At 35.5% G+C, this 14,602-nt stretch carries 14 protein-coding genes; 5 read left to right on the forward strand and 9 right to left on the reverse strand.

The annotated features are described in order from the left end of the window. Positions 1-158: 158 nt before the first annotated feature. Both M0051_RS12545 and thpR read right to left on the reverse strand, forming a co-directional pair. Positions 159-806: an MBL fold metallo-hydrolase gene (locus M0051_RS12545; RefSeq protein ID WP_306741866.1), complete on the reverse strand. Its 648-nt coding sequence runs from the start codon at positions 804-806 to the stop codon at positions 159-161. Between the two features lie 82 nt (positions 807-888). Beyond that, complete coding sequence (thpR, locus tag M0051_RS12550) at positions 889-1,452, reverse strand: RNA 2',3'-cyclic phosphodiesterase (protein WP_306741867.1); 564 nt, start codon at positions 1,450-1,452, stop codon at positions 889-891. 86 nt (positions 1,453-1,538) lie between these two features. Here thpR and elbB point away from each other — a divergent pair, with 86 nt between their 5' ends. Then, positions 1,539-2,192 carry an isoprenoid biosynthesis glyoxalase ElbB gene (gene elbB / locus M0051_RS12555; protein ID WP_306741868.1) on the forward strand — a complete coding sequence of 218 codons (654 nt, stop codon included), beginning with the start codon at positions 1,539-1,541 and terminating at the stop codon, positions 2,190-2,192. A gap of 81 nt (positions 2,193-2,273) precedes the next feature. Then, positions 2,274-2,819: a hypothetical protein gene (locus M0051_RS12560; RefSeq protein WP_306741869.1), complete on the forward strand. Its 546-nt coding sequence runs from the start codon at positions 2,274-2,276 to the stop codon at positions 2,817-2,819. Between the two features lie 211 nt (positions 2,820-3,030). Here M0051_RS12560 and M0051_RS12565 read toward each other — a convergent pair whose 3' ends face one another. After that, positions 3,031-3,711 (reverse strand): DUF4294 domain-containing protein, encoded by a 681-nt coding sequence (locus M0051_RS12565; RefSeq protein WP_306741870.1) that lies wholly within the window; start codon positions 3,709-3,711, stop codon positions 3,031-3,033. 51 nt (positions 3,712-3,762) lie between these two features. Between M0051_RS12565 and ggt the strand changes: the two genes are divergently transcribed. From ggt to M0051_RS12580, 3 genes are all read left to right on the forward strand, one after another. Further along, entirely contained in the window at positions 3,763-5,451 is a 1,689-nt protein-coding gene (ggt, locus tag M0051_RS12570) for a gamma-glutamyltransferase (RefSeq protein ID WP_306741871.1), read from the forward strand. 214 nt (positions 5,452-5,665) lie between these two features. Next, entirely contained in the window at positions 5,666-6,955 is a 1,290-nt protein-coding gene (locus tag M0051_RS12575) for an arginine deiminase family protein (RefSeq protein WP_306741872.1), read from the forward strand. Between the two features lie 87 nt (positions 6,956-7,042). Beyond that, positions 7,043-7,579: an RNA methyltransferase gene (locus M0051_RS12580; RefSeq protein WP_306741873.1), complete on the forward strand. Its 537-nt coding sequence runs from the start codon at positions 7,043-7,045 to the stop codon at positions 7,577-7,579. Between the two features lies 1 nt (position 7,580). On the opposite strand, the gene M0051_RS12585 is transcribed toward M0051_RS12580, so the two are convergent. From M0051_RS12585 to rpsO, 6 genes are all read right to left on the reverse strand, one after another. After that, complete coding sequence (locus M0051_RS12585; protein ID WP_306741875.1) at positions 7,581-8,375, reverse strand: hypothetical protein; 795 nt, start codon at positions 8,373-8,375, stop codon at positions 7,581-7,583. A 125-nt stretch (positions 8,376-8,500) separates the two neighbouring features. Next, on the reverse strand, positions 8,501-10,225 hold the full coding sequence (locus tag M0051_RS12590) for a tetratricopeptide repeat protein (RefSeq protein ID WP_306741876.1): 1,725 nt from the start codon (positions 10,223-10,225) through the stop codon (positions 8,501-8,503). Between the two features lie 115 nt (positions 10,226-10,340). Further along, a complete protein-coding gene (locus M0051_RS12595) occupies positions 10,341-10,976 on the reverse strand; it encodes a deoxynucleoside kinase (protein WP_306741877.1) in 636 nt (211 codons plus the stop codon). Between the two features lie 155 nt (positions 10,977-11,131). After that, positions 11,132-11,620, reverse strand: a complete 489-nt coding sequence (locus tag M0051_RS12600) for a hypothetical protein (RefSeq protein WP_306741878.1) — start codon at positions 11,618-11,620, stop codon at positions 11,132-11,134. 95 nt (positions 11,621-11,715) lie between these two features. Continuing rightward, positions 11,716-13,860, reverse strand: a complete 2,145-nt coding sequence (gene pnp, locus M0051_RS12605) for a polyribonucleotide nucleotidyltransferase (RefSeq protein ID WP_306741879.1) — start codon at positions 13,858-13,860, stop codon at positions 11,716-11,718. A 99-nt stretch (positions 13,861-13,959) separates the two neighbouring features. Next, a complete protein-coding gene (rpsO, locus tag M0051_RS12610) occupies positions 13,960-14,229 on the reverse strand; it encodes a 30S ribosomal protein S15 (protein ID WP_110363274.1) in 270 nt (89 codons plus the stop codon). Between the last annotated feature and the right edge of the window lie 373 nt (positions 14,230-14,602).

Here is a 14,602-nt window from a genome sequence, read left to right on the forward strand (position 1 = left end):
CTTTTTGTTTTTTAGATTGATACAAAGATGTTTTTTGTCATATTTTCATCAAAGTTTTTAATCTTGGACTTGTTAATAATTTTGTTTAATCTATCAACAGTCATTAAAAAAGAAAAAGCCCCTTCAAAAAGAAGAGGCTTAATATCTAGAATTGATAATTATAATCCTTTCAGAAACACATTGTTGTTACGCTCGTGACCAATTGTTGTTGATGGTCCATGACCTGGATAAACCTCTACATCATCAGCAAGCACCAATAGTTTTTCTTTGATTCCTCCAATTAATTGTTCGTAATTACCGTAAGGCAGATCGGTTCTACCAATGCTTTCACGAAATAAAACATCACCAGCAATCACAAATTTTTGTTCTTCATTGTAAAACACAACATGTCCTGGTGAATGTCCTGGTACGTGCAATACTTTTAATTCAGAATTTCCAAATTTGATTACATCCCCTTCTTTAATGGCTTCGCCCATTGCAGGTGGTTCAACAACATTCTCAAGTCCTAAACGTACAGCATAATTAGGAGCTTCTGCCAGTAAAAATTCGTCATCCTTATGAGCACAGGTTAGCAAATTAAATGTGTCCTTCACAAACTGATTACCCAAAACATGATCGATATGCAGGTGAGTATTTAATTGCTTTACCAATTTTAACCCCTTTTTTTCTACAAAATCAATTAATTTTTTTCCTTCTTCTTCGAAAAACACACCGCAGTCAATCAAAACTGCTTCTCCTGTTTCATCGTGTAATATGTAAGTATTTTCTTGCCAGTGATTAAACACCAATGTTTCTATCGTAATCATATTTGTTATTTTTTGTAGCCCAAATTTACATTTATTTCAAACAACTGAAAAAACCATTTGTTAAAATATTATCAATTCATTTTCAACCCAAGTTAAAAGTTTCCATAACTTCATAAATTGGTCCCTGCTTAGTTAGTTTGCTTTCCATTAATACAAAATCACTAACCAAAAGTTCTTCATCACACCAATTGGCATGTAATTCCAGCTTTTCTTGTACCAATTCTGGTTTCTTTACACCATGTTTTATTCTGCCAATGGTTAGATGCGGTGAAAATCTGGCATCCGGAATTTCAACAATATATTCCAATTGCTTTAAAATATCCTTCCTTAATTCATAAATCACATCGTCAGAATCAACACCGATCCATAAAACACGAGCTTTGCTTAAAGATGGGAATGCACCAACAGATTTAAGTTGCAAGTGAAATGGAGAAAATTTGCTGGCACTGCTTTTTAGGCGATTTACAATTAAACCAATTTTTCTTACATCAGTTTCACCAATAAAGCCCAGAGTAATGTGTAAACCTTTCAAGTTTACCCACTTTATCCATTCATCCTTTAAATCCAACTGAACTTGTCGAAAAATCGCGCTAATTTGATCGGTATTATTTATCTTTATTGCTATGAAAATGCGTTTGGTTTCCACTTGAATCTATGAGTTTAACAATTTGTAGTTTCAAGTTCACAAATTATACAAAATAATCTGCATCTAAATATTTAAATCATATCAACATGAACTCAAAGAAAAAATTTGCTGTCGTATTAGCTGGTTCAGGCGTTTACGATGGATCTGAAATTCACGAAACTACTTTAGCATTGTATGCCATTTCGAAAAATGGCGGCGAATACGAAATTTTTGCTCCCAATATCGATCAATATCATGTTATCAACCACATTACGGGTGAAGAAATGAATGAAAAAAGAAATGTCTTGGTTGAAGCTGCTCGTATTGCAAGAGGAAATATTAAAGATTTAAAGGAGTTCGATGCGAACCATTACGATGCAATTCTTTTCCCTGGCGGATTTGGTGTTGCAAAAAATCTATGCACTTTTGCTTTTAAAGGTCCTGATTGTGATGTGAATCCAGAAGTTGAGGTTGCCTTAAAAGCCATGCATGAAGCTGGGAAACCAATTGGTGCATTGTGCATTGCTCCTGCTCTAATTGCAAAAATACTTGGCAAAGTTGAAGTTACCATCGGACACGATGCGGGAACTGCAGAGGCAATTACATCTTTAGGTGCAACTCATCTGAATACCAGTCACGGTGAAATTGTTTTCGATAAAGAAAATAAAATTGTTACCTCACCATGCTATATGCTTGATGCTACCATTGCTCAAATTGGTGAAGGAGCCGAAAATGTTGTAAAAACATTAATGGCTTTGTAATAAATTGCACAAAAAACTCAGTATATTAAAATTGAAAGTACGCATAGTATACAAATGCGTACTTTCTTTATTATTGAAACAATGAAGAACAGAAACACCAAAGATCCTGGCGAAAACCATATTTACCCTTTTATTATTTCCAATATTTTAGTGTTTGTAGGGATCTTTTTCAGTTTAAATTCTGCTCCTGAAGTAGCTATTATTTTATACTCCCTGGCGATTAATCTGTTTATTCACTGGTTTGGATTTTATAGCGCTACAAAAAAGAAAATTGCTCGATTTTCTGAGTACTATAACAATTTAATGATTGGCATTTTCTGTGTTTCATCGGTAATTCCTGTTTTTATATTAATGGTATCACTAGTATTGGAGTTCCCCATCCAGAATTGGACTCTTTTATTGATTTCGCTGCTGGTAAGTTTTATTTTCAAGTTTGGTTTATACAAATATTTTGCATGGGAATCTGTAACCGAAAAACTGATGAATCATTACAGAATGAGTATTGAACAAGAACGAGACGAGAATTTTAAGATTGTGAAAGCACATCTTGATAACAATCCCGAAAAGTTTAAGGAATATATTGAGAAATCACAGCTATTCGATGATAGAATTGAAAAACTGTTCTAATTATTTCGGAAAGTAAGCATTGCACGCACATAAAAAGGATCTCCTAATCAAAAAACAGGAAGTCCGAAACAAAAATCAGATGCTCCGAACACCATAATTCCAACTGCGCACACTAGGTTGATAATTCTGCACTCGGTGTAAGTATTTCCGAACTGTGCGGAATAAATTTCTCGGCGTGCGGAAGCATTACCTTCACGTGCGGAAAGGGAACTTATGTGTTCGGAACCATTTCTTTTGTGCTCGGAAACTTCCTTTTGAAGGGCAGTGGATAAGGCGGTGGCAACTCCCTGTTTTTAATCCGATCTAAAATTTCTTCTACCATCCAATCCTTTCCCAAAGGGTCGTACTCTGCCTTTAACGAAGTACCAAACATTGCGGCAATTGATTGCCAAAATATGGCTGTTACCGATCCTTTTAACTCCTTTAAATGATAATAACTACTATTTCCTGTTTCTCGGTCAATCAGCTTCATTAATAGCTTTCCCTGCGAAATCTTCAGTTTCATTAATGGCTTTTTGTACTCTTTCATCAAGCCTTTGTATTCTTTCCTGATTAATTTCCTGCGTGCTTTTTTACTATGGACATTTTTCAATTGTTCATTCAAACGAATAATGGTATTGTTTGCTTCCTCGGCATATGGATACACAATTCTTACATTACGAACCGTACGCCAATATTTGCGAGTGCTGCGGTAATGTTTTCTTTTTCGCTTCTTGTATCTCTTAACATTGATTTCATCGAGGTTTACATGCAAATTGGTATCAGCAAAAACCACAGTGTCCAATACAAGATTGTTTCTAACTTCAGCACAAGTTTTTGCATTTGATTCTGTACCCAACAAAATCAAAATACTACCCATTATTAATATGCCCAATCCAACCAATCGCTTCACAATTCAAAGTTAATCTTTCTATCTTTAAAGAAATTACCAAAACATACTATCATGAAAAAAATTATCCCCCTATTTCTATTACTGATTTTTTCGATAAATAGTAATGCTCAAGATCGAATAACAGGATTCAATTTCGCAACACGGTCAGAAGTAATTGCCCAAAATGGAATGGCCTGTACCAGTCAGCCATTGGCCACACAAGTTGCTCTCGATATACTCAAATCAGGTGGAAATGCTATTGATGCAGCCATAGCTGCCAATGCAACTCTCGGATTAATGGAACCCACCGGATGTGGAATTGGTGGTGATATTTTTGTAATTCTTTGGGATGCAAAAACCAAAAAATTGTACGGATTAAATGGAAGTGGCCGTTCACCCAAATCACTTACGCTTGATTATTTAAAGCAAAATACCAATGGAAAAATACCGGCTTATGGCCCGCTCCCTGTTTCGGTTCCAGGTTGTGTTGATGGTTGGTTTACCATTCACAAAAAGTTTGGAAAGTTAGATATGGAAGAAATTCTACAACCTGCAATCACCTATGCAAAAGAAGGTTTTCCGGTAAGCGAATTAATTGCTTACTATATGAATGGCTCAGCCAAGAGGTTAAAAAAATATCCAGGCTTTGCAGAAACCTATATGCCAAATGGTAAAATGCCTCAAAAAGGAGAAATTTTTAAGAATCCATACCTGGCAAACACATATGAAAAAATAGCCAAAGGTGGTCGCGATGCATTTTACAAAGGCGATATCGCCAAAAGCATTGCAAAGTACATTAAAGAACAAGGCGGTTTTCTTTCTTACGAAGATTTGGCCTCACACAAATCGGAATGGGTTGATCCTATCTCAGTAAATTATAGAGGATACACGGTATGGGAATTGCCGCCAAACGGACAGGGAACTGCTGCCCTTCAAATTCTCAATATCTTAAAATATTACGATATTGCCAAGATGGGGTTTGGGTCAACTGATTACTTACACACCTTTATTGAAGCAAAAAAGCTGGCGTTCGAAGATCGTGCAAAGTTTTACACCGACCCTGATTTTTCAGAAATACCAATAAAAGAATTGATATCTAATGAATATGCATTGGAACGAAAGGAATTAATCGATCCCAATAAGGCAGCTAGAGAATATCCAGCAGGAGAATTGGAACAAGGAAACACCATTTATCTTACCGTTGCCGATAAAGAAGGCAATATGGTATCACTCATTCAAAGTAATTATCGAGGAATGGGATCGGGAATGACACCTGACGGACTTGGTTTTATTCTTCAGGACAGAGGGGAACTTTTTAGTCTGGATGAAGATCATGCCAACGTGTATGCTCCTGGGAAAAGACCATTTCATACCATTATTCCGGCCTTTATTACAAAAGATGAAAAGCCATACATCAGTTTTGGTTTGATGGGCGGCGCCATGCAACCACAAGGACATGCTCAGATAGTAGTTAACCTAATTGATTTCGGAATGAATATGCAGGAAGCCGGCGATGCTCCGCGAATTCGCCACGAAGGTTCGTCGCAGCCAACGGGTACAAAAATGAAAGATGGCGGCTGGGTAAATCTTGAATCGGGCATTCCATATCAAAGCATACGAGAGTTAATGCAAAAGGGCCATAAAATAAAATATAGCACTGGGGGATTTGGTGGATATCAGGCCATAATGTTTGACGAAAAAAATGGTGTATATTATGGTGCTTCCGAATCAAGAAAAGATGGTCAGGCTACTGGTTATTAAAACTTGATCGATCAATAATTATTTACATAAGTAGCATTTTAAATTAAATACACACAAATCTCCTATTTATCTAGATTAATGGGGATTTGTGGGGATTTTAAAAAACATGAAATTTACTTAAGACTATTTTTTGGGTTGCACTTAATTTTTACTTCTTTTGCAAATCACAAAATAGTACAACAAACAAGTTTAAAAAAGACATAACAGATCGGGCATGACTAAGTATGTAGAATTAAATGTTAGATCGGAGATTGGTGAATTAGAGGGAGTAATCCTTCATACTCCGGGTGCAGAAGTCGAAAATATGACTCCTGAAAATGCCGAAAGAGCACTTTATAGCGATATCTTGAACCTTGCTGTTGCAAGAGAAGAATACAAGCAGCTAAGTGGTGTTTTAGGAGAAATTGCACAAACTTACCAGGTTAAAGATCTTTTGGCTAATGTTCTGAAGAACGATAAAGCAAAAGAGGCTGTTATTGATAAAATTTGCCTTATGGAACCTCAGGTAGGTGTAAAAGGCAATACCTATTGTATTAAAGATTATTTGTTGGATCAGGATGCAAATGAATTGGCAACTCTTTTAATTGAAGGGGTACCACTAAAGCGCGATAACCTTACCAAATTTTTGAGCAAGGAGCGTTTTGCAATGCGTCCACTTCACAATTTCTTCTTTACTCGCGATGCTTCAATGTCAGTATTGAACGAAGTATTGATTGGTAAAATGGCTAATGGTGTTCGTGATCGAGAATCATTAATCATGCAATCAATTTTCGATTATACTCCTGGATTTAATGCAAAAACTGTAAATCCAATCGATAATCCATCGATAGATCCTAATTGTATGATTGAAGGTGGTGATGTTCTTATCGCTCGTGATGACATCCTAGTAATTGGTAACGGGACAAGAACTACAACTCAAGGTATTGATTTTATTCTTGCTCAATTATTATCCCAAAAAGAAGAAAAACAACGTCACATTTTGGTACAGGAATTACCAAGTCAACCAGAATCATTCATTCACCTTGACATGGTATTTACTTTGTTGGATGTTGATAAATGCATGGTTTACGAACCATTAATCATGCGTCCTAACAAATATCAAACTGTACACATTACCATCCAAAATGGAAAAGTGCTTGATATTAGAAGAGAAAACAACCTTCTTGAAGCATTGAAAAAATTAGGTATGGATCTTAAGCCTATTTTCTGTGGTGGAAATATTGATCCATGGAATCAGGAAAGAGAACAATGGCACAGTGGTGCGAACTTCTTTGCTGTAGGTCCTGGTAAAGTTGTTGGTTATGGTCGAAATATCCATACCATGGAAGCAATGAACAAGAATGGATTTGAAATTCTTCGTGCCAAAGATATCATTCGCCATAAAGTTGAACTTTCTGATTACGAAAAATATGTAATTACCATTGAAGGTTCTGAACTACCTCGTGGTGGTGGTGGTGCTCGATGCATGACAATGCCAGTTCGTCGTAAACCAGTTAATTGGTAAGAAATTACACAAAATACCATATAAAGGAATCCCATTCGGATTCCTTTTTTTATTTTTGTTCCGCAATAAAGAATACAGAACAATAGAATGAGAAAATTAAAGAACAGCGAATTAGATCGCAAAAGCATAGACGAATTTAAAGCATCAGATAAAACTCCAATTATCATTGTATTGGATAATGTAAGAAGCCTAAATAACATTGGTTCTGTATTTCGTACATCGGATGCACTTTTAATCGAAGCTGTTTATTTATGTGGTATCACTGCAACTCCTCCACACAGAGAATTGCACAAAACTGCATTGGGAGCGGAAGATTCGGTACAGTGGGAATATTTTAAAAATACCGAAGATGCTGTTGCAAAATTAAAGGAAAATGGATTTGATATTTACTCGGTTGAGCAGGCTGAGAATAGCGTATCTCTGGAAAATTTCGAAACCAATTCTTGTAAAAAATATGCTTTAATTTTCGGAAATGAAGTGAAAGGGGTACAACAAAAAATTGTTGATGCCTCTGACGGATGTATTGAGATCCCTCAATTCGGAACCAAACATTCTTTTAACATTTCGGTAAGTTGTGGTATTGTTCTTTGGGATTTATTCTCTAAAATGAACTATCAGAAATAGCCTAAAGATTAAATTCCAAAGTAATAATCGTTCCTGGAAAAGCCTTCTCATACTCTTTTGAGAAGGTTCGTTGTTTTACCTGTTTCCAAACAGCTGTTCCCGACAAGATCTGAATCTTTCCCTGATTTTGCTGTATAAACTGTCTGATGGTAAACAAACCTATTCCTTTGTGATTCCTCTTAAATGTTGTAGTCCCATTTTGCACAGCCCATTCAACAGCGGCTATGGGATGATTGCTTGAAGATATATCTACAAATGACTTTCCTTTATTGACAATGGTAACAAACAACTTCTTGTTGTATACTGAAAAATAATGTGATATAAAGACCTCACGACATTTACTATGAACAAAGGCATTTCTGAAAACCTCAGCAACACAAAGTTCAATTGCCATTTTCAAGTGCTGATTTAAGCTAATATCTGGTCTTTCAGGAAAGATTTTGGTTTCCAGATACTCCGATAATGCCCCTTCGTCTGGACTTGTAAAATTCTGGCATTTGATTAAATGCTTCCATAAATCTTTTTTGGCAGCACCCTTTACCAATTTCTTGGTATTAAATAAGTTGTCAATTGATTCCTGAATACCAATTAAGCGAGGCTTATTTTTCTTTTTTTCTAAGCTAGAAATCAAACAGCCTAAAATAGAGAACAAGTTAGATTCAATAACTTTTGTTTCCTCAAAATTGAATACTATTTCTTCGTCATAACATTTTTTTGTTTGATGATACAAATCGGTAAAAAATACTACACCCTGAAAGTTATTTGTTAGCTTCTGAGGAATTGTAATCTCCATCATTTTATCCTTGTTTAATTCCTAAATAAGAATCGTCTAAGATAAAAAAATAGAATAAATAACAGGCATCGAGAATAAAAAAAGCGACCCTAAAAAGGATCGCTTTTCATATATCTTGTAATTCTTAATTACTCAACGATAGCTTTGAATTTAGCATCTTCAAATACTTTAGCAAATTCCATATCAGACTTAGCTACTGATTTTAAAGAAGCATCTTTAGCTACTGCTGTTTCAAGGTTAGTGAAAACTAAGTTATTGTTATCAGTTCTCGCACCTACAACAGCTTTTAGGTAATATACCATTGCAGCATCGCTAGTGTTAGCGTTTAATTTTTCAAGAGCTACATTGTTCTTACCAGCTAAAATGTTAGCTAAAGCAGCGTTTACTGATGGACAGTCACCGAAGTGCTTCACGGCAGTATCGTAATCAGCTTTCATGATAGCAACAATACCTTGGTTGTAGTTAACTTCTTTACCAGCACCAGTTGCAGCACCAAAAAGAACTTCTGCTTCAGCAACGTTACCGTTTACTAATTCAACAGCACCTAAGTTGTTTTTAACAACTGGGTTGTTTGCAGAAAGCTTATCAGCTTTTTCGAAGTTAGATTTAGCATCCGCTACTTTACCCATACCGAATAAAACCATACCTGCATCGTTATAACCTCTCCAGTCTTTAGCGAATTGCTTCTTAGCAGCTTCGTAAATTTTCAATTTATCATCAGCAGACTTCACTAAAGTAGCAGAATATAATAATTCTTCAACGTTTAATTCAGCTGGGTTGTTCAAACCAAGATCTTTCAATTCAGCGTCAGATTTACCAATAAGGTCAACGTTAACAGTGAATTTAGCTCTTCTTAATTTAGGAAGTACTTCTTTCTTAACATCGTCAAAAGCAGCAGAAATATTTCTGATTTCTTTTTCACGTACTTCAGGATCTGAGTACATTGAAAGAACACGTAAAATCAATTCTTTATCTTGGATGTTAGAAGCCTTCATTAATTTTTGGAAACCTTCCCAGTCTTCTGGAGTAACTTTAGATTTGAAGAAATCATCAGCTGCATACTCAGCCATTTTACCTCTCTTCATTTCTTTCTTAATGTACTTAGAAGAAGAAACTTCACGCTTACCAGCTAATTTCTCATTCCAATCTTGCTTACCATCTGGTGATGCATATGCAGAAACTTCAACACCTTTGTATTCTTTCTTTTCGTCAGCTTTAACTGCGTCTAAGTAAGCTTTAAGTGCTTTAACATCTTCAGCTTTCATTTCTGACCAACGAACTTGTGAGCTGTTGATTAGGTAGTGAAGATCTGCCTCTTGAGTTTCTGGAATAATTCTTTGGAAAGCATCTTTACCAACAATGTTCATTGGGTTATTTTGCACCAAAGTTGCAGTAGCAACTACACCATCAGCAATTTTGTAAGGATCGAATTCAACTGATTGCTCACCTTTGCTAGCAGTCATTCTAACTTCTAAGTCAGAAATTCTCATTGCTTGCTCGTAAGGAACTTTACCAGTGTAGGTAATAGTTTTTCCTGTTTCAAAAGGAACTACAGTATTGTTTCCTTGAACTTTCTCGCCTTGTAAAGTTTTTGATGGGAATGCTTTTTCACCGCCTTCAAACTTAAGAACAGGTGTTGCAACAAGAACGGCTTTTTTATTAAAATATCCACCAGGAATGTTAACAACAACTTTTACATCAACCATATCTGCATGTGCTTCCAAAACTTCAGGAGTCACCTGATACTTGATATCGCTTGCTTCTTTCTTCATCTTATTAAGACCAGCACAGCTTGTAAGTACCAATCCTGCTAAAGCCAAAGAAGCTAAGGAAATAACCTTTGATCTTTTCATAACAACTACTTAATTATTTTAACTTTTAAAATTATATTCTAGTTCAAAAACAAATTTAAGAAAATTTTATGCAAATTAAATTTATTCCGTCTTTTTATTTGAGTTTTCAGGGCTTTCAGAGAATTATCCTATTTAAACCTTGCTTACATTCAGTTTCGAAAATTGCCTTTGTAATTTTCTCATAATCAATTTCTTGGTTAACAAAGTCGATATCATTGGTGTCAATCACCAAAAATTTAAGGTCTTGTTGTTGTTTAAAAAACTCAAAATAACTGTCTTGTATCTTTAGAAGATATTCAGCAGTAATCTCCTGTTCATATTCTCTTCCTCGCTTTTTAATATTCGATAACAGTTTCTCTACATTAGAATGCAAATAGACATATAAATCTGGTTTAGGCAAGGAATTATAAATGATATGAAAAAACTGGCGATACAAAGTATACTCATCATCCTGTAGAGTCTGCTTTGAGAATATCAAGGATTTCATAAAATAGTAATCCGAAATGGTAAAAGATTTAAACAAATCACGTTCGCTCAATTCTTTCTTCAGCTGATTGTATCTATCGGCCAAGAACGACATTTCCAATGGAAAGGAGTATTTATCAGGATCTTTATAAAATTTTGGCAAAAAAGGATTTTCAGCAAACTGCTCTAATATCAGTTTAGCATTGCGCTCCTCTGATATTTTATGTGTAAGAGTCGTTTTCCCGGCACCAATATTACCTTCAATTACGATAAAATTATAATCCATTAAAAATGTATTTGCGTTTTTGGAGTCATAAAAATAGAAAATGAAGGGCAAATATCAGGCTTTTTTAAAAAAAGAAAGAGCCAATTTTGATAAAAAATATCAACATCAACTCCTTTATTTTATAGTCTGTTATTTTTGAGTTAGTTAGAAACCATTCATAATTGCTTTCCTTTTCTTTTGCATTCTCTATCTTTTCTATTACCCAAAATGTTACCCACAATCATCCCAACTCCAGCACATAGGAAAAATATGGTTGGATTAAAACTGTAGAACATTCCATAAGATAATAGCAAGCCAAAAATAGTTCCAACCAACGCAAAAATAGCTGAGTAAGTATAAGTAAAATGATGGATTTGATAAACGCCATGTTGTTTTTTCAGATGCCTTAAAAGTTTTTCAACACGTTTTTCATACTCACTTCTGTTGACACCAGATTTGTTGATCAGACGGTCTAAATCATCTACTATTTTCTCCAGTTCTGCTTTTGCATATTTACAATCCAAACAAGAAGCTTGACTATCCAAAAGTTTAGCAATACGTTTCAATTTTTCAATCTGATAAAATCGAAAATCTTTTATCGATATAAAATCATTTGCTTGTTGATCTACTTTTTTAGATATCTGATCTACCCAATTATTTTCCATCTTTCCCTTTTGTTTACATCGCTAAAATAGGCAAAGCATATACAAAAAAAAATCCCGGGAATAATTTCCCGGGATTAAGAATAAAAATATCTCAATTATTTATTTTCTTCTTTTTTCTTTCTTTCAGGCTTTGGCAACAATACTTTTCTTGAAAGTTTAAGTTTACCTGATTTTGCGTCGATATCAATCAACTTCACTTCTACTTCCTGACCTTCTTTCAACACTTCGTCTACAGTCTGTAGTCTTCTGTGCTCGATTTCAGAAATATGAAGTAATCCGTCCTTGCCTGGAAGAATTTCAATAAATGCACCGAAAGTTACAATCGATTTTACTTTTCCTTTGTAAATCTCTCCAACTTCAGGAACAGCAACAATACCTTTAACTCTTGCAACCGCAGCATCAATTGATTCTTTGTTGTCAGCTGAAATATCAACCACACCTTTGCCATCTACTTCTTCAATAACAATAACAGCTCCTGTTACTTCCTGAATTTCCTGAATAATTTTTCCACCAGGACCGATAACAGCACCAATCATATCCTTAGGAATATCCATAGAAACGATACGTGGAGCATGTGGTTTCAAGTCTTCTCTTGGTTCCTCAATAGTTTCTCCAATCTTATCTAAAATATGAAGACGACCTTGACGAGCTTGTTCTAAAGCCTGAGCCAATACTTCATATGGAAGACCATCAACTTTAATATCCATTTGAGTAGCTGTAATACCATCTCTGGTACCAGTTACCTTAAAGTCCATATCACCCAAGTGATCTTCATCACCTAAGATATCAGAAAGAACTGCATATTTTTCAGCACCTGCAGTAGAAATTAATCCCATTGCGATACCTGTAACCGGCTTCTTAATCTGAATACCTGCATCCATTAATGCTAAGGTACCAGCACAAACAGTAGCCATTGAAGAAGATCCATTTGATTCTAAAATGTCCGATACAACACGGATAGCATATGGAGAATCTGCAGGAATCATTCCCTTTAATGCGCGGAAAGCCAAATTACCATGACCTACTTCACGACGGCTAATACCACGTGAAGGACGAGCATCTCCAGTTGAAAATGGAGGGAAGTTGTAATGAAGAACAAACTTCTCTTTCCCTTGGTACAATACATCATCAACAATCTTCTCATCAAGCTTTGTGCCTAATGTTACCGAAGTTAATGATTGAGTTTCTCCACGTGTAAATACCGCAGATCCATGTGCTCCTGGAAGATAATCAATCTCAGACCAGATTGGGCGAATTTCGTCAGTTTTACGACCATCTAAACGCAATCTGTCTTCCAAAACCATATTTCGAACCGCATCTTTTTCCACATCGTGATAGTAACGGCCAATTAAAGACATATTAATTTCTGACTCCTCTTTCCCTTCAGAGTACTCAGCAACGAATTCTTCCTTAACAGCTGCAAAATCTTCAGCACGTTGGTGCTTGTTTGCATTCTTACGACGAGCAACTTCAAGAACTTTATCGTAAGTTTTGTCGATGATTAACTGACGTAATTCTTCATCGTTATCTTCATGACAATATTCTCTTTTTTCAGTTTTACCAACCATCTCAGTCAATTCAATCTGAGCTTGGCACTGAATTTTAATGGCATCGTGAGCAACTTTGATAGCTTCAAGCATTTCTGCTTCTGAAACTTCATCCATCTCACCTTCTACCATCATAATATTTTCCATAGTAGCAGCAACGATCATATCAAGATCTGCAGCCTCTAATTCTGTACGAGTTGGGTTAATTTTAAATTCTCCAGCAACTCTAGCAACACGCACTTCTGAAATTGGCTCCATGAATGGAATATCAGAAACTGCAAGTGCAGCAGATGCAGCCAATCCAGCTAATGCATCAGGCATTGTTTCGGTATCTGCAGAAATCAAATTAATAGATACGAATGTTTCTGCATGATAATCTTCAGGAAATAATGGACGTAGAGCACGGTCCACTAGGCGGGATACTAAAATTTCATAATCCGAAGGTCTTCCCTCACGTTTCATGAAACCACCAGGAAAACGTCCTAATGCACTAAATTTTTCTTTGTAATCAACAGACAAAGGCATAAAGTCAACATCAGGTTTTGCGTCCTTAGCGGATACTACTGTTGCCAACAACATGGTCTTACCCATTTTTACTACTACAGATCCATCAGCTTGTTTTGCTAATTTCCCTGTTTCAATTGTGATGGACCTTCCATCACCTAATTCAATTATTTTTTCGATCACTTTCATCTTTTGTAGTTTATTTCAAACTTCTTATTGGATAAGCAACAAGGTGTCGCCAATATATAAAAAGCAATCCCGATTGCTCGGGATTGCTTTAATATGATATTATTTACGAATATTTAAAGCTTTAATAATAGCTCTGTATCTTTCAATATCTTTTGCTTTTAAGTAATCAAGAAGGTTTCTTCTTTTACCTACTAGCAATTGCAGTGCACGTTGGGTACTGTAATCTTTTCTGTTGTTTTTCAAGTGCTCAGTTAAGTGAGCAATACGGTAAGAAAACAAGGCAATCTGAGATTCTGCAGTCCCAGTGTCTTTGTTAGACTTCCCGTACTTTTCGAAAAGCTCTTGCTTTTTCTCTGCTGATAAATACATAATTCTAATTTTAAAATTTAAATTGTTTTAATAGATTGCTATTCACAATCAATTCGCAAAATTAAGCAATATTTTCTACAAAGCAATTTCTAAGGGGAAAAACATCCTATGAATTGAAGGAATTTTACTGAATGTTAATGTGATAAGAGAACTTTATCATATTTTTACAAATGATTCTTTTAATTCCTACTCTGTATAAATGTTGTTTATCATTCTCTCAACTTCGGTAACAACCTTTTGTTTAGGCAGTAGATTTCTCGTCTCCTAAAGTTTAAAGCAAAAAAAAGAGTCTCACTCCAATTGGAATAAGACTCTTTAAAGGTTGGCGTCGACCTACTCTCCCACATCTCTGCAGTACCATCGGCGCTAACGG

Source organism: Marinifilum sp. D714, from assembly GCF_030851345.1.
GTDB lineage: Bacteria > Bacteroidota > Bacteroidia > Bacteroidales > Marinifilaceae > Marinifilum.